Annotated in this window: 16 protein-coding genes; 8 read left to right on the top strand and 8 right to left on the bottom strand. The window is 72.9% G+C overall.

Annotation, left to right across the window (positions count from 1 at the left end; genetic code table 11):
* Positions 1 to 111 precede the first annotated feature (111 nt).
* From WMF17_RS43305 to WMF17_RS43290, 4 genes are all read right to left on the bottom strand, one after another.
* On the bottom strand, positions 112 to 1,314 hold the full coding sequence (locus WMF17_RS43305; RefSeq protein ID WP_437646739.1) for a hypothetical protein: 1,203 nt from the start codon (positions 1,312 to 1,314) through the stop codon (positions 112 to 114).
* Positions 1,311 to 2,231 carry an alpha/beta fold hydrolase gene (locus WMF17_RS43300; protein WP_437599408.1) on the bottom strand — a complete coding sequence of 307 codons (921 nt, stop codon included), beginning with the start codon at positions 2,229 to 2,231 and terminating at the stop codon, positions 1,311 to 1,313. The genes WMF17_RS43305 and WMF17_RS43300 overlap by 4 nt, the downstream gene beginning before the upstream one ends.
* A 42-nt stretch (positions 2,232 to 2,273) precedes the next feature.
* On the bottom strand, positions 2,274 to 2,504 hold the full coding sequence (locus WMF17_RS43295) for a TIGR04563 family protein (protein ID WP_012241296.1): 231 nt from the start codon (positions 2,502 to 2,504) through the stop codon (positions 2,274 to 2,276).
* A gap of 134 nt (positions 2,505 to 2,638) precedes the next feature.
* A complete protein-coding gene (locus WMF17_RS43290) occupies positions 2,639 to 4,672 on the bottom strand; it encodes an aconitase family protein (RefSeq protein ID WP_437599407.1) in 2,034 nt (677 codons plus the stop codon).
* 180 nt (positions 4,673 to 4,852) lie between these two features.
* Here WMF17_RS43290 and WMF17_RS43285 point away from each other — a divergent pair, with 180 nt between their 5' ends.
* From WMF17_RS43285 to WMF17_RS43270, 4 genes are all read left to right on the top strand, one after another.
* Positions 4,853 to 6,202 carry a protoporphyrinogen/coproporphyrinogen oxidase gene (locus tag WMF17_RS43285; protein WP_437646737.1) on the top strand — a complete coding sequence of 450 codons (1,350 nt, stop codon included), beginning with the start codon at positions 4,853 to 4,855 and terminating at the stop codon, positions 6,200 to 6,202.
* Positions 6,199 to 6,942 (top strand): glycosyltransferase, encoded by a 744-nt coding sequence (locus tag WMF17_RS43280; protein ID WP_437599405.1) that lies wholly within the window; start codon positions 6,199 to 6,201, stop codon positions 6,940 to 6,942. The genes WMF17_RS43285 and WMF17_RS43280 overlap by 4 nt, the downstream gene beginning before the upstream one ends.
* 84 nt (positions 6,943 to 7,026) lie before the next feature.
* Positions 7,027 to 8,811 carry a glycerol-3-phosphate dehydrogenase/oxidase gene (locus WMF17_RS43275; protein ID WP_437646735.1) on the top strand — a complete coding sequence of 595 codons (1,785 nt, stop codon included), beginning with the start codon at positions 7,027 to 7,029 and terminating at the stop codon, positions 8,809 to 8,811.
* Positions 8,790 to 10,037, top strand: a complete 1,248-nt coding sequence (locus WMF17_RS43270; protein ID WP_437646733.1) for an FAD-dependent oxidoreductase — start codon at positions 8,790 to 8,792, stop codon at positions 10,035 to 10,037. Before WMF17_RS43275 ends, WMF17_RS43270 begins: the two co-directional genes overlap by 22 nt.
* Positions 10,038 to 10,086: 49 nt before the next feature.
* Here WMF17_RS43270 and WMF17_RS43265 read toward each other — a convergent pair whose 3' ends face one another.
* The gene (locus tag WMF17_RS43265; RefSeq protein ID WP_437599402.1) at positions 10,087 to 11,415 is read right to left on the bottom strand and encodes a S41 family peptidase; all 1,329 of its coding nucleotides are present in this window, start codon (positions 11,413 to 11,415) and stop codon (positions 10,087 to 10,089) included.
* 381 nt (positions 11,416 to 11,796) lie between these two features.
* Here WMF17_RS43265 and WMF17_RS43260 point away from each other — a divergent pair, with 381 nt between their 5' ends.
* From WMF17_RS43260 to rpsT, 4 genes are all read left to right on the top strand, one after another.
* Complete coding sequence (locus WMF17_RS43260) at positions 11,797 to 12,384, top strand: RNA polymerase sigma factor (protein WP_437599401.1); 588 nt, start codon at positions 11,797 to 11,799, stop codon at positions 12,382 to 12,384.
* Positions 12,381 to 13,904 (top strand): hypothetical protein, encoded by a 1,524-nt coding sequence (locus WMF17_RS43255; protein ID WP_437646731.1) that lies wholly within the window; start codon positions 12,381 to 12,383, stop codon positions 13,902 to 13,904. Before WMF17_RS43260 ends, WMF17_RS43255 begins: the two co-directional genes overlap by 4 nt.
* 61 nt (positions 13,905 to 13,965) lie before the next feature.
* Complete coding sequence (locus WMF17_RS43250; protein ID WP_437599399.1) at positions 13,966 to 14,154, top strand: hypothetical protein; 189 nt, start codon at positions 13,966 to 13,968, stop codon at positions 14,152 to 14,154.
* 13 nt (positions 14,155 to 14,167) lie between these two features.
* A complete protein-coding gene (gene rpsT / locus WMF17_RS43245; protein WP_437484028.1) occupies positions 14,168 to 14,452 on the top strand; it encodes a 30S ribosomal protein S20 in 285 nt (94 codons plus the stop codon).
* Between the two features lie 161 nt (positions 14,453 to 14,613).
* Here the strand turns inward: rpsT and polA are convergent, their stop codons facing one another.
* From polA to WMF17_RS43230, 3 genes are read right to left on the bottom strand one after another with little or no spacing between them, the layout of a single operon-like run.
* On the bottom strand, positions 14,614 to 17,316 hold the full coding sequence (gene polA / locus WMF17_RS43240) for a DNA polymerase I (protein ID WP_437646730.1): 2,703 nt from the start codon (positions 17,314 to 17,316) through the stop codon (positions 14,614 to 14,616).
* A 33-nt stretch (positions 17,317 to 17,349) separates the two neighbouring features.
* Positions 17,350 to 18,687, bottom strand: a complete 1,338-nt coding sequence (locus tag WMF17_RS43235; RefSeq protein WP_437599397.1) for a carboxypeptidase regulatory-like domain-containing protein — start codon at positions 18,685 to 18,687, stop codon at positions 17,350 to 17,352.
* An 18-nt stretch (positions 18,688 to 18,705) separates the two neighbouring features.
* The gene (locus WMF17_RS43230) at positions 18,706 to 18,909 is read right to left on the bottom strand and encodes a hypothetical protein (RefSeq protein WP_437599396.1); all 204 of its coding nucleotides are present in this window, start codon (positions 18,907 to 18,909) and stop codon (positions 18,706 to 18,708) included.
* Positions 18,910 to 18,968: the final 59 nt, after the last annotated feature.

Here is an 18,968-nt window from a genome sequence, read left to right as displayed (position 1 = left end):
GCGCGAGGCGCGTCCGGCGCCGGCGCGACCGCGCAGCCGAGCTCGGTGCAACGACGCCGGCGCCTCGGGCGATCGCGCGCCGCGGCGGCAGAGCTCCGGCAGGGACCCGCGCTAGAGGCTGAGGACGGCGTCCTCTCCGCCGTGGGCGATCTTCACCTCGATCAGGCTGAGCAGCGCTTGCCTCCGCTCCTCGAGCTCGACGAGGGCGCGCGGCGGCACCAGCTCGTCCTCGAACCCGCCGGGGCGCAGCGCCGCGGCGGCCTCCTCGGGTCCGAACCGCGCGAGCGCGTCGCGCAGCGCCCGTGGGAAGCGCGCCGCCTCCACCAGGCGCTCCAGCTGCCGATCCAGCTCGCGCGCCTTCACGTGCGGCGGGAAGGCGCTGGCGTTGGCCTCCAGGCTGAGGGCCCCCGCGCCCACGTCGAGGACGATCTCCTTCCGGAGCCCGTTGCCGGCCAGGTAGTCGAGCGCGAGCACCTCCAGGTAATCGCGGAGGATCGAGGTGCGCTCGCCGCGCGCTGGCGACGGAGAGCGGGCCCAGCGCGCCCAGACGTCGAGCTCGGGCGCGTCATCGAACGGGACCGATCGCCGGCGAGACGACGCCCAGCGCGGGCCGGGTGGACCCGGAGCGGGCGCGAGGAGCAGCGCGTCGACGGTCCCGTCGTTCATGACCGCGAAGCGACGCAGGAGCTTGCGCGCGTCCGGCTCGCGACCGATGAGCGCCGCGAGCTCGCCGATGCCGATCCGGCGCGCTGCGGCGACGGGCACGACGTGCGCGCCGAGCGCCCTCGCGAGGCGATAGAACGCGACCGGGCGCCGGAACGCGAGCGGGGCCTTCTTCTGCACCGGCGCGAGCTTCACCTTCACCTCGCGCGGCGCCGCTCCTTCGGCGCCTGCGCCGAGCGCCAGGATCGCCTCGAACCGACCGTCGGCCAGCTTGCCCGTGAGCCGCAGCGCGCGCAGCGGCGAGCGCTGGAGCGCGCGCGCGACGTGCGCGTCCCCCGCAGCGCGCGCGACGTGCGCGTCCCCCGCAGCGCGCGCGAGCTGCGCGTCCCCCGTGGCTCCAGCGCCCGGCGCTGGAGGCGCGGGCGGCTCGCCCGACGAGCGCGCAGCGGGCGCGCCGGGCGCGACCTCGTTCTCGGCCAGCGCGGCGAGCGCGCCGGCGGCCACGCCGCTGCGTTCGGACGACGGCCGCGCGCACGAGGCCGCGATCATCGCCCCCGCGACGAGCAGGCCCCGCGACGCCGCGCCGCCGAGGCGTCGCAGCAGCCCGCGCGCCGGTCCGGGCGCGCGCCCGCCTCGCGCGCGGCGGGTCATCCGTCCTTCGCGATGACGCGCTCGAGCAGGAACTGCTCCACGCGTTCGATGACCATCTTCTTGCGCTCCAGCGGGACGACGTGCGTGCCGCCGCTCACCATCATCAGCTCGCCGCGAGGCAGCGCCGCCGCCATCTCCTCGGCCAGGCGAGGCGGGGTGAACGTGTCGCGATCGCCGGCGATCACGAGCGCGGGCAGATCGATCTGCGGGAGCAGATCGAGCGTCGAGTGCTCGCCGGCGCTGCGCAGCATGTGGAGGAACATCGAGAAGTCGATGTCGACCATGTGCCGCATGTACGGCAGCAGATCCGCCGGGGTGACCGCGCTCGCGTCGACCTCGCGGGCGAGCAGCGCGATCCGGAGCGCCATCGGCGCCGGCACACGGCTCCATATTGCGCGCGCGATGTGCGGGTACGCGTCAACCTGCTCGATCACCCGCGGCAAGAGCTGTGCGAGCACATCCGTGCCTTTGAAGTGGTGCGTGATCCTGCCGGACGAGCCGCAGATCAACACGAGCCCGCGCACCCCCTCGCGGTGGGTCCGCAGGTGCTCCAGGATGACCTGACAACCCATCGAGTGCCCGAACAGCACCACAGGGCCGTCGCCGATCGCCGCGCGCACCGCAGCGAGATCGCTCGCGTGGTCGCGGAGCTCGACCGCTTTCGGATCGACAGGCAGGCTGCTCCGCCCGTGGCCGCGATAGTTCCAGTGGGCGACGTTGACCGTACGGGCCAGGTCGTCCCACAGGTACTTCCAGATGAAGCCGTCGCACGCGATCCCGTCGCAGAGCACCGCGGTGAGGCGTTCCGAGCCCGCCCCGACCCCGCTGGCCAAGCTTCCGATGCCGCCGGGACCTTCCCGGTAGCGGACATAGATCCGCGTACCGTCCTTCCCGGCGGCGAAGAGCTCTCGACCCATCGATCCCCGAGCGACGCGTCTTACGCGAGGCTCGCGGCGATGTTAGTCGCCGCTGTCCTCGTCGTCAGCCACGTCATTGACACTGGGAAGCTTTTTGATGTCTATCCGCGCCAGCTTCCACGCGCGCTGCACAACCCAAGAAAGCGAGCGATCGAGCCGCGCCGCTTCCTCCTTGATTTCCTGCAGCATCGACTCCGGAAAGTAGAGGCTTTGCTTCCGCTTGTCCGTCTTCGAGGCTTCGTTGTTTTTCGCCAGCGTGTCCTTGTCGGTCATACGCTCTTGGGGCTCCTCCCGATCCGCCACAGAAGATCACCTTACCGTACGGCGCACTTCCGTGGAAAGCATTCGTTTTTCCATGATGCCGATTGCGGGCACTATGTATGTAACTCCGCGATAGGCGCTCTGCGTCATGACTGCGGGAAAGCGATTTTGCCCGCGATCGCGCTCGCCGCGACGACCAGGGGACTGGCCAGGTAGACCTGGCCGGGGCCGCTTCGGCCCGGGAAATTCCGGTTGATGGCCGAGACCGTGATCTGCTCCTTGCGGTCGGATACACCGGGCCCGGCCTTGATGCACGCCCCGCAGGAGGGGTCGACGAGCTCGGCGCCCGCCTTCTCGAAGATCTCGAGGTAGCCCTTCGCCTCCGCGTAGCGGCGGATGTCCTGCGAGCCGAACTGGATGTAGAGGTGCACGCCCTCGGCGACGCGCTTGCCCTGCTCCACCGCACGGCGCAGCACCGACGCGTACATGTCCATGTCGGCCTTCTTGCCGCCCGTGCACGAGCCTCCGTAGGCGATGTCGATCTTCACCTCGCCGCCCGAGACCTCGTGGAGCGACCGCAGCGGCACGCCGTTCCGCGGATCGCCAGGCGTCGCGACCATCGGCTCGACCGCGGCGAGATCGATGTCGAACGTGGCCATGTACTCCGCGCCGGGATCCGCGCGCACGATGCGCGCGCGCACGTCCTCCGCGGCGAGCCCGCGCTGCTCGACGAGGTAGCGCACGATCTCCTCGTCGGCCTCGATGATGCCGGTGAAGCCGCCCGCCTCGACCGCCATGTTGGTGAGCGTCGCCCGCTCGTCGAGGCCCATCGCGCGGACGCCGTCGCCCGCGAACTCGAGCACCTTGCCGATGCCCTGGCCCGTCTTCCAGAACGGCTGCGAGAGCAGGAACAGCATCACGTCCTTCGCGGTGACCCCCGCGCCGAGCCGCCCGGTCAGGTTGAAGCGCACCGACTGCGGCACCGCGACGCGGACATCGCGCGTGAGCCACGCGTTGGCCATGTCGGTCGAGCCGACGCCGAACGCGAAGCACCCGAGCGCCCCCGCCATGCAGGTGTGCGAGTCGGTCCCGGCCACGACCTGCCCCGGCAGCGCGAGCTCCTCGATCACCTTGTTGTGGCAGATGGCCTCCGAGCCCACGGTCCTGCCGTCGCGCTCGACCTCGCCGTACAGCTGGATCCCGTGCCGCTCGGTGAAGGCCTCCTGCACCGTCGCGAGCGAGGCCGCCTGCTCCCGCAGGCCGAGCTTCAGGTGCGCCTCCGGCATCACGCGGTCGAGGAACGTGAGGTGATCCCGGAAGGCGAAGACGCTCTCCGGCCCGGTGACGACCGCGTCCGGCCCGAAGCCCGCCCGGAAGAGCGACTCGGCCATCGGCGTGACGTACTCGTGCGAGAAGCGCACGTCGGTGCGGACGAAGAGCGCGTCCCCCGGCTTCACCGCCGCGACCCCGATCTTGCCCGCCATGACGTCCATGATCGCGTGCGCCGCGATGATCTTCTCGCACAGCGTCATCGGCCGCGGCGGCGTGTCGAGCGTCGGCGGCGAGACCTCGCCGGCCATCCGCGCCTTGTTGTAGGCGAAGAGGCCGCCGTACTCGACGACGTCGGCGCTGATCGGGTCGAGCCCGCGGGTGAACTCGCCGATCGGGATCTCGTCGCCCCGCGCGAGCCGGTCGAGCAGCGAGAGGTCGGTCGTCGTGAGCAGCCCGATGTTCTGGCAGTTCTGGCCGTAGATCTTCTCGATGCTGCGCGCGACGACGAGCTGGATCCCGGCCTCGCGCTCCGAGTACGGCGCCGTCTCGCGCGAGCTGCCGCACCCCTTCGAGCGCCCGCTGACGATGACGCCGAAGCCGCCGTTCTTGATGGCGTCGCGCTCGATGAGCCCACCGCGCAGGCCGACCAGGCAGTACCGGGCGAGCGTCTCGTCGTAGTAGTAACAGACCCACCCCGGCGTGAGCTCGTCGGTCGAGATGTTGTCGATCAGCCTGTGCTGCTCGGGCTCGAAGCGAAGCTCGCCGCCCGCCAGCTGCTGCTTCAGGAGCTCCGGGTCCTCGGTCAGGTAGAGGATCCTCCCGGTGACTTGAACCGACTCGCGGCGGGGGATGGGCATCTGCACCTCGGACGCCCCGGTGCGCAGGGCACGCGCGTCGGGACAAGACACACACCTAGTCCCTCTGAGCGGAGGCGCCAACGGCGCTCTTCGCCGCCGTGCGCGGAGCTCCGCCCGCCTCACGCCGAGGGCGGGAAATCCAGCATGGGCGAGCCTCGCCGGGCGGGCCACCGCGCCTTGACGGCGCACCGGGGAGGTGGTGTCTTCGCGGCCGCGGCCGGGCCGCGAGCGATGACCCGACCCACGATTTCCAGCGTTCCCGTCGCGATCCTCGGCGCCGGCTTGACCGGCATGGCGGCCGCGTACCACCTCGGGCGAGCCGGCGTGCCGCACCGGGTGTTCGAGCGCCTGCCGCGCCCGGGCGGCCACGCGATCACGCTCGAGGACGACGGCTTCCGCTTCGATCGGACAGGGCACCTCCTCCACCTGCGCGACCCCGCGACCCGGGAGCTCGCGCTCGGCTGGCTGGGCCCTGACCCTCTCGAGATCGAGCGGCGCTCGATGATCTGGTCGAACGGGACGTACACCCGGTATCCGTTCCAGGCGAACACCTTCGGCCTGCCGCCCGCCGTCGCCTACGAGTGCCTCCGTGGCTTCATCGAGGCGCGCTTCGCGCAGGACCGGCCCCAGCCGAGGAACTTCGAGGAGTTCTGCCTGGCGCATTTCGGCGAGGGGATCAGCCGCCACTTCATGATCCCCTACAACAGCCGCCTCTGGGGGGTCCACCCGAGCGAGATCACCGCCGACTGGTGCTCCCGCTTCGTCCCGTTGCCGAAGCTCGAGGACGTGCTCGCCGGAGCGGTCGGGCTGAACGGCCGCGAGCTCGGCTACAATGCGAAGTTCCTCTACCCACGGCTCGGCATCGGGCAGCTGACGCACGGGCTCGCGCGGGCGCTCGCCGAGCAGCGGCCGCGGGACGCGGGCACGCCGGCGATCGAGCTCGGCCGCGCGCCCGTGACGATCGACTGGCGCGCGCGCGAGCTCGTGTTCGACGACGAGATCGTCCGGTACGACGTGCTCGTGTCGTCCGCGCCGCTGCCCGCCCTCGTGAGGCGCCTCTCGGACGCCCCTCGAGCCGTCGCCGAGGCGGCCTCCCGGCTGCGCTGCACGCACCTCCACTACCTCGACGTGGCGCTCGACACGCCGTGCGGGAAGCCGCTGCACTGGGTCTACGTCCCGGAGGCGAAGTACCCGTTTTACCGCGTGGGCTGCTACTCGAACTTCTCCGCCGACATGGCCCCGCCGGGCAAGGCCGGCCTCTACGTCGAGCTCGCCGATCGCGCCGAGCCCGATCTCGCGGCGCTGCTCCCGCGCGTCGCGGAGGGCCTCGTCGAGATGGGCCTCATCCCCGCCCCGAGCGCCATCCGCTTCGCCCGGCTGCGCCGCATCGACCACGCGTACGTCGTGTTCGATCACAGCTACTTCGGGGCGCTGGAGGCCGTGCGGCCGTTCCTCGATGGCCAGCGCATCCTCTCGTGCGGGCGCTACGGCGGGTGGAACTACTCCTCGATGGAGGACGCGCTCCACTTCGGGCGCGACGCGGCGCACCGGGCGCAGGCGCTCCTCGGAGGCGCGCCGTGAGCGCCGCGGCTCCCGGCCACGGCGGCGCGGGTGAAGCGCCGGAGATCTCCATCATCATCCCCGTTTACAACGAAGAGGCGATCCTCCACGCCGCCGTCGTGGACCTGCGCGAGCGGCTGTTGCCGTTCGGCTGGCGGTGGGAGCTCTTGCTCGCCGAGAACGGCTCGCGCGACGGGACCCTCGCCATCGCCGGTGAGCTCGAGCGCAAGTACGCAGAGGTGCGGCACTTCTCGATCGGCGAGCCGAACTATGGGGCCGCGCTCCGCGCGGGCATCGAGCGGGCGCGCGGGCGCTTCGTCCTCTGCGACGAGATCGACCTCTGCGACGTGGATTTTCACCGCCATGCGATCGCGATGCTGGGGGCGGGGGGCGTCGACATGGTGATCGGGTCCAAGCTCATCCAGGGGGCGCGCGACGACCGCCCGTGGGCGCGGCACGCGGCGAGCCAGATGTACAACGGGCTCCTCCGCGCCACGCTCGGCTTCCGCGGGACGGACACGCATGGGCTCAAGGCGTTCCTGCGCGAGCCGCTCCTCGGGATCGCGCGCGAGTGCGTCGTGGACAAGGACGTCTTCGCCAGCGAGTTCGTCATCCGCGCCTACCGGGCCGGCCTGCGGATCGAGGAGATCCCCGTCCGCGTGCTGGAGAAGCGGCGCCCCTCGATCAACCTCACGCGCCGCGTCCCGAACGTGCTCCGCAGCCTCGCGAAGCTGACCTGGGCGATCCGGATCCGCGGCTGACGGCCGATCTCGTCCGGTATCTGTAGCGCCACGCGCGAGGCTGGGTCCGCTCGTGGAAAAGTTCTGGCATGCTATACGCCGCAGGTGACGATCCTCCCTTCGAGCGCCACAAGACCAGCCCGCCGCGCCGAGACCGACGTGGACGTCGTGGTCATCGGCGGCGGTGTGAACGGCGTGGGGGTCGCGCGTGACGCATCGCAGCGGGGGCTGAAGGTCGCCCTCTTCGAGCGCAACGATCTCGCGTTCGGCGCCAGCGGCAACTCGAGCGGCATGATCCACGGCGGGCTCAGGTACCTGACCAGCGATCCGCACGTGACCGAGAACTCGTGCCGCGACTCGGGGCACATCCAGGCGATCGCGCCGCACCTGCTCTTCCGGATCCCCTTCCTCGTTCCGTTCGAGAACGCGATGCACGGGCGCGTCCTCTACACGCTCGCCGACGGCTTCTTCGAGGCGTACGACAAGTACCAGCCGCTCAAGCGCGGCAAGCCGCACGCGCGCCTGTCGCCCGACGAGCTCCGGAGGCTCGAGCCGGGGCTGCATGGAGACCTCGTGGGCGGCTTCAGCTTCGACGAGTGGGGGATCGACGGAGCGCGGCTCTGCATCGCCAACGCCGTCGACGCGATCGAGCGCGGGGCCAGGGTGTACGTGGGGCACACGGTCGAGCGGATCGAGCGCCGCGAGGACACCGGCGAGGTCGTCGCCGTCCGCTACCGGGACCGCGTGACCGGGGAGGGCGGGCGGCTCCGCACGAGCACGGTCGTGAACGCGACCGGGGCGTGGTCGCCGATCACCGCGTCGCTCGCGGGCCTCCCCGCCGCGAGCTCGCGGGTGCGGCCCGGCAAGGGCGTGCACGTCGTGTTCGACCGGCGCCTCACGAACTACGCGATCATGTCGAAGACGATCGACGGCCGTCAGATCTTCGTCGAGCCCTGGGAAAACATGAGCGTCGTCGGCACGACCGACGACGACTTCTACGGCGATCTCGATCAGGTCCGCGCGACGAGCGAGGAGGTCAGGTACCTGATCCAGGGCATCGCCCGCGTGTTCCCACAGATCCACGAGGCGCGCGCCATCGGCACGTTTGCGGGCGTGCGGCCCACGCTCTACGCGTACGGACCGACCGAGGGCGCGCTCTCGCGCGAGCACCAGGTCATCGATCACGCGGCGCACGGCGCGCCGGGCATCTACTCGATGATCGGCGGCAAGCTGGCCAGCTTCCGGCTCTTCGCCGAGGAGATGACCGACGTCCTGGCGCGGCGCTTCAACCTCGGCGCCCGCTGCGTGACGCACACGACCGCGCTGCCCGGCGGCGATCGCGCCGTGGACGCGCTCGCGCTCTCGCGGCGGTTGGAGATCGACGCGGTGGCCGCGCGGCGGCTCGTGTACCGGCACGGCTCGCGCGCGCTCCGGATCGCGGAGCGGGTGCGCGAGCGGCCGCGCGAGGCGGCGACGGTGTGCCCCTGCGAGCCCGTCATCGAGGCCGAGGTGCGCTACGTCCTCCGGCACGAGCTCGCCCGGAGCGTGGCCGACGTCGCGCGCCGCACCCGGCTCGGCCTCGGCGCGTGCGGGGGCATGCGCTGCGCGGCGAGGTGCGGGCAGATCGTGGCGCAGGAGCTCTCGCTCCCGCCGCGCGACGGGATGCGGCAGGCGATGGAGTTCCTCTCGCGGCAGGCGATGACGCGCGCCGTCGCGCTCGGCCCGGAGCAGGCCAGGCAGGAGGCGCTCGCGATCGCCAGCGTGCGGTCGGAGCTCGGCGCGCCCGCGGACGACGAGATGACCGCGGCGGCGTGCGAGGACAGCGATCGCCGGTCGACGCGCCCCGCGCGGGAGCCGGAGGAGAGAGCGTGGCGCGATCGATCCTCGTGATCGGCGCCGGCGTCGCCGGGCTCGCCGCCGCGTGGAGCGCGGCGCGGCGCGGGGCCCGGGTCACCGTGATCTCGGCGGGCGTCGGTGAGACGGCGCTCGCCGGCGGCGCGGTGGACGACGTCCCGTGGGAGCAGCTCGAGCGGGCCGCGCGGCTGCTCGGCAGCGACCTGCCCGCGGGCGACCTCACGCCGGCGATGAGGCAGTTCGCGGCGGAGCTCGGCCTGTGGGACGTGCCGCAGGCGACCGGCGTGCGCCTCGCGACCGTCGCCGGGCGGATCCGCCACGCCCGCGGCAGGGATCGCGCGCTGCTCGATCTGGCCCCGCTCCGCCGCACGCGCGTCCTCATCCCGCGCGCGGCGCGCGCGGCGTGGGACGCCGACGCGCTCGCGGAGGCGCTCACGGACGAGCCGTTCGCCCGGGCGCGGGGGCTCCGCTTCCTGCCGGTCGACGCGCCGGTGCTGCGCTTCGACGACGAGCGGCGGATCGCCGACGGCGATCTCGCGGCCCGGCACGACGATCCGGCGCGGCTCTCCTGGCTCCTCGATCGGCTCCGGCAGGCGCTCGAGGGCGCGGGCGGCGCGGGGGCGATCCTGCTCGGCCCCTGGCTCGGCGCGCGCGCGCCGCGGGCCGAGGCGCTCGCGGCGCGCCTCGGCGTCCCCGTGGGCGAGGCGCTGATCGGCGCCGGCTCGCCGGCGGGGCTCCGCTTCGAGGCGGCGCGCGACGCGCTGCTCGTCGCGATCGGGGCGCAGCGGCGCCACGGCCGCGTGCGCGCGGTGGGTCGTGGCCACGGGGGACCGGGGGAACCGGGCGAAGGCGTCGCGGTCCACATCGAGGGCGAGGACGTGCCCCTCGCCGCGGACGCGGTGATCCTGGCGGTCGGCGGTCTCGCCGGTGGAGGCATCGCGTACACCCCGCCCGAGCGCGGCGCCGGCCCCGACCTCCCGGCCCGCGGCGCCGCGCCGTTCACGCTCTCGATCGAGGCGCCCGTCACGATGGGCGACGCTCGTGGCGCGTTCGGCGTGATGAGCTCCATGCAGGGCCCGGAGCTCGATGTCATCGCGTGGCCCCGCGGCGAGCGGCCGGGCGCGCTGGAGGCGGTGGGCGTGAGGTGCGAGGGCGTCCGCGCCGCCCCCGGGATCCTGGCGGCCGGGGCGACCCTCGCCGGGAGGGCGCGCACCGTGCTCGACGCGGTGGCGACCGGGCTCCGCGCCGGGGCCGAGGCCTGACGCGCGACGCGAGGGCGCCGGCGCAGCTCGCCCCGCGCGCGATCTTGCGCTAGCGGCCCGCCGGGATCGCGCGGAGGAGCTGCTGGTAGCCGACGGCGAGCGCGAAATCGCTCCCGCGGCTGGGATCGGCGGGCACGTCGCCCGCGACGCCGCGCGCCGCGGCCTCCGCGCGTTTCTCCACGAGCACGGCCCTCGGCGAGCCGTCGCGGATCGACCCCTCGGCGGGGAGGTGCCCCTCGAGATCCTGCTCGCGGAGGATGGCGGCCGGGACCTGTTGCTGCGCGCTCTCGATCACGATGTCCGGCCGGATGCCCTGGGCCTGGATCGAGCGCCCCTTCGGCGTGTAGTAGCGCATCGTCGTCAGCCTCACCCCGGCGCCGCCGGGCAGCTCGTAGATGGTCTGCACCGACCCCTTGCCGAAGGTCGTCGCGCCGACGACCGTGGCGCGCCCGCTGTCCTGCAGGGCGCCCGCGACGAGCTCGGCGGCGCTCGCGGAGTACTCGTTCACCAGCGCGACGACGGGCAGCGAGGCGAACGCGCCGCCGTCGTGCGCCTTCGCCTCGTCGACGACCTGGTTGCGCTGGCGCGTCGAGTAGATCGTCCCCGACGAGAGGAACTCGTCGGCCAGGGCCTCCGCCTCGTGGACGAGGCCGCCGGGGTTGTTGCGCATATCGAGGATCACCCCGGCCAGCGGCGTCTTCGACGCGGCGCGCAGCCTCGCCGCGGCGCGCAGCATCTCCTCGTGGGTGCCGTCCTGGAACTGCTTCACGCGGACGTACGCGACGTCCCGATCGAGGCGCTTCGCGGCGATGCTCGTGACGTGGATCTGCTCCCGCGCGAGATCGAACGTGAGCGGCTCGGCCGCGCCCTGCCGGCGGATCGTGAGCTTCACCCGGGAGCCGGGGGGCCCGCGCATGATCTTGACGAGCTTGTCGAGGCGCTCGCCGCGCACGGGGCGGCCGTCGATCGCGATGATCTGGTCGCCGGAGCGGATGCCCGCCCGCGCCGCCGGCGAGCCCTCGATCGGCGCGATCACGGTGATGTGATCGTCCTTGGCATCGACCTCGATGCCGACGCCGCCGAACGTCCCCCCTGTCTCTTCCTGGAACTGGGCGAACTCGGAGGCGCTCATGTACGCGGAGTGCGGGTCGAGCTCCGCGACCATTCCCTTGATGGCGCCGTCGATGATCTTGTTGCGCTGTGCCGGCTCGACGTAATGGTTCTCGACGAGCACGAGCACGCGCGCGAGCTGCTCGAGCGGGGCGTAGGGGCTCTGCGCCTGTGTGCTCGCGCCCGCGAGGTGGGAAGTCGCCGCCCCCCCCGCGAAGGCCGCAGCGATGAGCCCCAGGGTGCGCATCCAGCTCGAGAAGCGTCGCATCCGCCGACCATAGCAGCGACGCGGGCGGCCGCGGCCAGCGCGCGACCGCGCTCGGCTCGGCGCCTGCCCCGGCGCCCCGTCGGCCAGGACGCCGCAGCCGGCTCGGGGCGCGCCGGCGCGGGCGTATCGCCCGGCCCGTCGAAGTCGCGCCGTGATGCCCAAGGTCCGGGGCGCATGGTTTGTCCTAAGAGGAGTGTTCGGCTATCTTCGCGCGCCTGAACGTGGAACTTGCCTCCTCATCGTCCAGCTTCGCCTCCACGAAGCAGGGCTCGCCGCGAGGGGCTTCTCTCGTCGAGACGGTCAGTGGCCGTCGCGAAGAGCTGTCCGCGGCAGCGCTGTGGTCCGTGCGCGGGAGACAATTCGCATCCCGAGGCGGCTAGGATGGCCAAGACCAGCGATCGTGAGCTCGTCGATCAAGCCCGGGGCGGGGATGCCCAGGCGTTCGGGGCGCTGGTGCGTCGACATCAGAAGCGCATCTTCCGGCTGGCGTTCCACCTCGTCCGCTCGGGCGCGGAGGCAGAGGACGTGACCCAGGAAACCTTCGTCCGGGCCTACCAGGCGCTCGATCGGTTCGACGGGCGGAGCGAGCCCTTCACCTGGCTCTACCGGATCGCCGTGAACCTCTCGCTCAACATGATCCGGGCCCGCAAGCCGAGCAGAAACTCGACCCCCGCGGACGATCCGCGGATCGAGGCGCTGCTGCTCGAGACGCGCCCGAGCCACGGCGTCGATCCGGCCGCGACGACCCAGCGGCGCGAGCTCGCGGCCGCGCTCTGCGACGGCATCGATACGCTCTCGGACACGCTGCGGACGACGCTCATCCTCGTGTGCATCGACGGCGTGCCCCACGAGGACGCGTCCAGAATCCTGGGCTGTCCGGAGGGAACAGTTGCCTGGCGCGTCCACGAGGCGCGCCGCAAACTCCGCGTCTACCTCGCGGAGCGCGGTTTCGGAGGGGACGCCGAATGAACGTCACCAGCAAGCTCGACCTCGATCGGATGCTCAACGATTGGCCTGCCCCCGCCGTCGACGAGGCGGCGTGGGAGACGCGGGCAGCTCGCATCATCGAGGTCGCCCTATCCCGGCGATCGGAGGACACCGCGGCGGTGGCCGACCTCCTCGCGGCCCCGGACCTCGCCGCAGAGCCAGGCGAGGAGCAGACGGGGGACGTTCTGCGCGAAGTACGCGCAGCAGGAGAACGCAGTACCATGGCGGACGGATCAGAAACAGGCAGGGCCTCGAAGGCTGAAGCGCGCCTGTCGGGCGGCAGCGCTTCACGGCCCCCGGAGAAGAAACGTCCGTCGCTGAAGGAGATCGCCGAGCGCGCCAGCCAGGCCCCGGGTCGCATGAGCGGCGCTTCCGGGAGCAACCCGGCGCTCTCGACGCCGCTGCCGTCCGGGCGCGGCCCGCTGTCCACGCCGCTGCCGTCCTCGGGACGTGGCTCGATGCCGCCGGCGCGCGGCTCGCTCTCCGGCGCCCTGCGCGCGTCGTCGCCTTCGTTGCGGCCGGCCGAGGGGGTGACCGAGGACTCCGGCGTCATCGATCTCAACCGGCTCAGCGCGTCGGTGCCCCCGGAGCAGGTGGAGTCCGCCGAGAAGGCGCAGCCCGGCACGGCCGACCTGCTCGACGAGGACGAGAAGCCGGCCGCGGTCGCGGCGGTGTCGGTGAGGAGGCCGCGCGCCCCGTCCGCGCCCGTTGCCGAGGCTCCTGCGAAGCAGCGGTCCGGCGGGATGATCGCCGGCGCGGCCCTCGCGGCCCTCGGCTTGGCCGCGGCGGTGACGGTCGTGGTGAAGACGAAGGCGCCTTCGCCGCAGGAGACGGCGGCCGCGACGGCGGCAGCGCCACCCGCCGTCCTGGCGCCCGCCGCGCCGCGCGAGGAGCGGCCGGCACAGCCTGCTGCCCCGGTCGCCGCCGCGCCCGCCGCGCCGGTAGAACACGCGCAGCCCGAGCCGCAGCCCGTGGAAGCGGCGGAGAAGCTGGCGGCGGCGCCCAAGGCGCCAGCGGCACCGGTCGGCGCCGGCGCGGCGGCGCCCGCGGCGCCTGCCTCGCCCGCCGCCGCGCCGAAGCCGGAGCAGGGAAAGGTGGCGGCGGCGCCGGCAGCGCCTGGCAAGCCGGGGGATTTGCCTTCTGCCATGCAGGCCGCCGTGGGCGATGGCGGCGAGAAGCAGCCGTCGGTGGTGTCGGAGGCGCCGGTGCCGGCCTCGGGCTCGCTCCGGCAGCAGAACATCCCCGAGCAGCCGTCGCAGGGCTCGGTGCAGGCCGCGCTCGGCTCGGTCATGGGCAACGCGAGGGCGTGCGTGGCGGGCGCGGACGACGTGTCGCGCGCGCAGATCACGTTCTCGTCGACAGGCCAGGTGAGCAAGGTCAGCGTCAGCGGCTGGGCGGCGGCGAACGGCCAGTCGAGCTGCGTGCAGGCGGCGCTCAAGGGCGCGAACGTCGGCCCGTTCTCGAAGCCGTCGTTCGCGGTGAGCGCCACGATCCGGCCCTAGCCCAGGGAGGCTCAACCTCCAGGTTGACATGAGGGGGCCCGCAGGTAGAATGCGCGCCCCCATGGTTTCCGCGACCCAGCAAACCCAGCGCATCCGTCAACGCAAGGCGCGCTCTGCGGGCACCGTCCGCAAGCGCTTCGAACGCGCGCACGGCACCCCCAAGTTCCCGATCCATCCGGCGGGTTACGATCAGAACGCGCCGGACGCCCTGCGCGCTGCCACGCCCACCGAGGCGCAGGCGAAGAAGTAGGAGAGCTTTTCTCATGGCCAATCACGCATCCGCCGAAAAGCGCAATCGCCAGCGCATCACCAGGACCGCGCGCAACCGCGCCATCAAGTCGGAGCTCCGCACGGTCGTCAAGAAGGCGCGCACCGCGCTGAAGGGCGTCTCGCAGGAGTCCACCGCGCCGGTCACCGCCGCGGAGAGCGCGCTCGATCGCGCCGCGTCGAAGGGGGCGATCCCCGCCAAGCGCGCGTCGCGCGTGAAGAGCCGCCTGGCCCTCGCCCTTCACAAGGCGAGCGTCGCCGCCAAGACCGCCGCGAGCTGAGCGGCAACCTCTCCGCACGTACGCCCCGCTCCACCGCAAGGTGAAGCGGGCGTCGTCGTTTTGTCTCCACTCATCGCCGTGATGCCGCGGCCGGCGCCCTTGTGCCGCCGCAGGCCTGGTCATCGCGGCGCACCGTGGCGTCGGCCCAGCGTCCGCGAGCGTCAGTGGGCGTCGGCCCAGGTCGGGCCGTGGCCGATGTCGACGACGAGCGGCACGTCGAGCGGGAAGACCGACTCCATGGCCTCCCGCACCCTGGCCTTCGCCTCGTCCACCGACTCGGCCGGCACCTCGAACGCGAGCTCGTCGTGCACCGTGAGCACCATGCGCGCGCCGGGGACCACGGGGCGCGGGACGCGCACCATCGCGAGCTTCAAGAGATCCGCCGCCGTCCCCTGGATGGGGGTGTTCTGCGCGATGCGCTCGGCCTGGGCGCGGCGCATGCGGTCGCTGCTGCGCAGATCCGGGAGCAACCGGCGCCGGCCGAGCAGCGTGCGCACCGACTCGGAGCGCTTCGCCTCGGCCATCGTCCGCTCCATGAACTCGTGCACGCCGCGGTAGCGCGCAAAGTAGGCGTCGATGAAGCGCGCCGCCTCCGCGCGCGAGATGTCGAGGCGCTTCGCGAGCGCCGACTCGCCCATCCCGTAGATCACGCCGAAGTTGATGGTCTTGCTCCGGCGGCGCATCTCGTCCGTGACCCCCGCCTCGTCCACGCCGAAGATCTCCATCGCGGTGCGCACGTGCACGTCCTGCCCGGTGCGGAACGCGTCGACGAGCACCGGATCCTTCGACAGGTGCGCGAGCACGCGCAGCTCGATCTGGGAGTAGTCGGCGCTCACGATCACGCTGCCCGGCGGCGCGATGAACGCGCGCCGGATCATCCGCCCGAGCTCCGTGCGGATCGGGATGTTCTGCAGGTTCGGATCCTGCGACGAGAGCCTCCCGGTCGCGGCCACGGCCTGGCTCCAGCGCGTGTGGATCCGGCCCGTGCTCGGGTGCACGAGGCGCGGCAGCGCGTCGACGTACGTGCCCTTGAGCTTCGCGATGACGCGGTGCTCGAGCACCACGCCGGGGAACGGGTGGTCCTCCGAGAGCGCCTCGAGCACGTCGGCGTCGGTCGAGCGGCCGGTCTTCGTCTTGCGCTGGGAGCGCAGCTTGAGCTCGTCGAACAGCACCGCCTCGAGCTGCTTCGGCGACGCCAGGTTGATGTCGTGCCCCACCATCTCGCGCGCCTTCTGCTCCAGCGCCGCGAGCTCGGTCGTCATCTTCGCGCCGAGCTGCGCGAGCGCCTGCGGGTCGACCAGGACGCCCGTGAGCTCCATCTCTGCGAGCACCGCGGAGAGGGGCAGCTCGATCTGCATGAGCAGATCCTCGAGCCGCTCGGCGCGGAGCCGCGGGCGCAGCCGGTCGGTGAGCGAGAGCGCGACGTCGGCGAACGCCGCCCCGTAGGTCGAGGCCTCGCCGAGCTCGATCTCGTCGAGGGCGCGCTGCGCCTGCCCGCGGCGCTTCGGGACCACCTCGTCGAGGGTCTGCATCTTGGCGCCGAGCTCGCGCTCGGCGAGCTCGTGGAGCTGGTTCTTCCCCTCGGGATCGAGCAGGTAGCTCGCCAGCATCGTGTCGAAGGCGACCCCCAGAAGCCCGATGCGGTGCCGCAGCAGGATCACCTCGCAGTACTTGACGTCGTGGCCCACCTTCGGGAGCTCCGGGTCGGCGAGCAGCGGGCCGAGCACCGCGTCGATGTCGCTCATCGCGAGCTGGGCCGGCGCGCCGAGGTAGCGATGGCCCAGCGGGACGTAGACGGCCTGCCCCGGCTCGCAGGCGAGCGCGACGCCGCAGACGTGGGCGCTCATCGGCTCGCGGCTCGTGGCGAGCACGTCGATGGCGAGGCGCCCGGCCGCGCGCGCGGACCTCGCGAAGCCCTCGAGCTCCTCGCGCGTCGCGATGACCCGGTAGGTCGCCGCGCGCGCGGCGGGCTCGGGCGCGCGGACGGCCTTCAGGAAGCGCGAGAAGCCGAGCTCGGTGAAGAGCTCCCTGAGCCTGCCGGTGTCCGCGCCGCCGTAGCGCAGCGTCTCCAGATCGAGCGAGACGGGCGCGCTGCCGTCGAGCGTCACGAGCTTCTGCGACAGGAGCGCGTCGGCCTCGTGCTGCTTGAGCGACTCGCGGATGCGAGGCTTCTTCACCTCGTCCAGGCGGGCGTAAATCGACGAGAGCGAGCCGAACTGCGCGAGCAGCTCGGCCGCCGTCTTCAGGCCCACGCCGGGGACGCCGGGGACGTTGTCCGAGCTGTCGCCGACGAGGGCGAGCAGGTCGCGCACCTGCTCCGGCGGCACCCCGAACTTCGCGACGACCTCGGGGTGGCCGTAGACCTTGTCGCGCATCGCGTCCCAGAGCATCACCCGCTCGTCGTCGACGAGCTGCATGAGATCCTTGTCGCTCGACGCGATGACCACGCGCAGCCCCCGCTCCTTGGCCCGCGCAACGGTGACGGCCACGAGATCGTCCGCCTCGAGCCCCTCCTGGATGAAGATCGGGATGCGGTACGCCTCGACGATCTCCCGGCACCGGCTCATCTGCACCCCGAGATCGGGCGGCGGCGGGGGCCGGTGGGCCTTGTAGCGGGGGTCGAGATCGTCGCGGAACGTCTTGCCCGGGGAGTCCATCGCCACGCCGAGGTACGCGGGCTTGCGCTCGTCCACGAGCTTCGAGAGCATCGCGACGGTGCCGTACGTCGCATGCGTCGGTTCGCCGCTCGGGCTCGAGAGCGGGCTGATCGCGTGGTAGGCGCGGAAGACGTAGCCCGAGAGGTCGATCAGGTAGAGGACGTCCGGAGCTCCGGCCGGGGGAAGCGCGGTAGGGCGCATGGACATGGATCGACCCTTAGCACCTCGGCGCGCGGCCGTTCATCGAACCACGACGTCGCGCTGCATTGTCACCTCGAGGACGCGCCCCTCGCGCTCGACGCCGACGGTGACGCGCGTCCCCACCGGGCCGCGGAGGCGCTGGATGCAGTCGGCGAGCGGGAGCTCCCTCGCGTTCTCGCCGTCGATGCGGACGATGACGTCGCCTTGCGCGAGCCCGGCAGACACCGCGGGCCCGCCCTCGATGAGGCCCGCGATCGTGACGCCGCTCGACGAGGCCGAGAGCATCGCGCCGATGCCCGTGAGCTCCTCGCGCGATCCGCCGTCGTCCAGCATGCGGAGCTCGATGTCGGCGCGCACCGAGCCCGCGCCGCGCGCGTCGAGGCTGGACACGATCTTGGATATGTACTCCTCGTGGCGCACGCGCACCGAGAACGGGCCGCTCGCGGGCACGCCCTGGAGCTCGTAGTCGCCGTTCGCGTCGGTGAGCGAGAGCGAGATCGCGTTCGCGCCGGACGAGGTCACGGAGTCGAGCTCGACCTGGGCCTCGACGACCGGGGCGCGCGACGCGGCGTCGACGACCCTGCCCCTCAGCGTCGCGCCCTGCGGCAGCACGATCCTCACGCGGTCGGCGACGCGGCCCGCCTCGACGTCGACGGCCGGGCTCCGCGTCGGCGGGCGGCCGGCCGCGCTCACCGTCAGCACGTAGCGGCCCGGCGCGAGCTCGTCCAACCGGAACGCGCCGCCCGGATCGGACACCTTGCGCGCGCGGCCATCGATGCTCCCGCGCGCGCCGGATCCGGCCGGCTGGAACGACTCGATCGCCAGCAGGTACGCCTCGATGGGCCTGCCCGATTGATCCACGACCTCGCCCGCGATCGCCCCCGCGGCGATCAGGTGGAGGACGTTGTCGCGGCCCGCGGCGAGGCGCGTGGGCTCGGCCTCGCCGAACGGAGGCTGCGCCGCGGTCGCGGTGCAGCCGTCGGCCTCGGGCGGCAGCTCGAAGCGCCCCCTGGCGTCAGCGCTCGCCGACACGCCCGGCTCATCGCGGCAGCTGACCACGGCGCCTGCGCTGGGGCGGCCCTCCGAATCGAGGACCACGCCGCGGACCGGCTCAGCGCGCGCGGCCGTCGTCTCGCGCGGCGGCGGCGGCGGCGGCGCCGGCTGCGGCGCCTCGACCTCGACCTCGCGCGGCTCCGCGAGCTCCGGCTGCGGCGCAGGGAGCAGCGCGGTCGCGGGCTCGCGCCGCGCTGCCATCACGGGGTCGGGGCGCGGCAGGAGCAGCCAGAAGAGGAGCGGCGCGACCAGCAGCGCCACGGACAGCAGGGCCGCGGAGAGCCAGGCCCTTCGCTGCGTGCCCGCCGTCCGGCTGTCCACCATGCCGTCCTCCGCGCCGGTTCAGCGGCCGGCGTCGGCCTGGCCGGCCGAGCCCTCATCCACGCCTTCGGGGCGCTCGCGCCCGTCGACCGGCGCGATCGCCGCCTCGTCGGTGGGGCCGAGCGCGGGGCTTTCCGGCTCGGCGGGCCACGGCGTCTCGCTGGAGGAGCCGCCGCACGCCCCGAGGAGCAGCGCAAAGGGTAGGAGCAAGGTGCCGGGCCGCATGGCCGGCATCCTAGCTCGTTTTGCCGGGGAGGTCATAACGGCTGGGCTCCTGGCCCGGC

This window comes from Sorangium sp. So ce362, from assembly GCF_051519845.1.
GTDB lineage: Bacteria > Myxococcota_A > Polyangia > Polyangiales > Polyangiaceae > Sorangium.
This window is presented reverse-complemented; position numbering and strand designations above follow the sequence as displayed.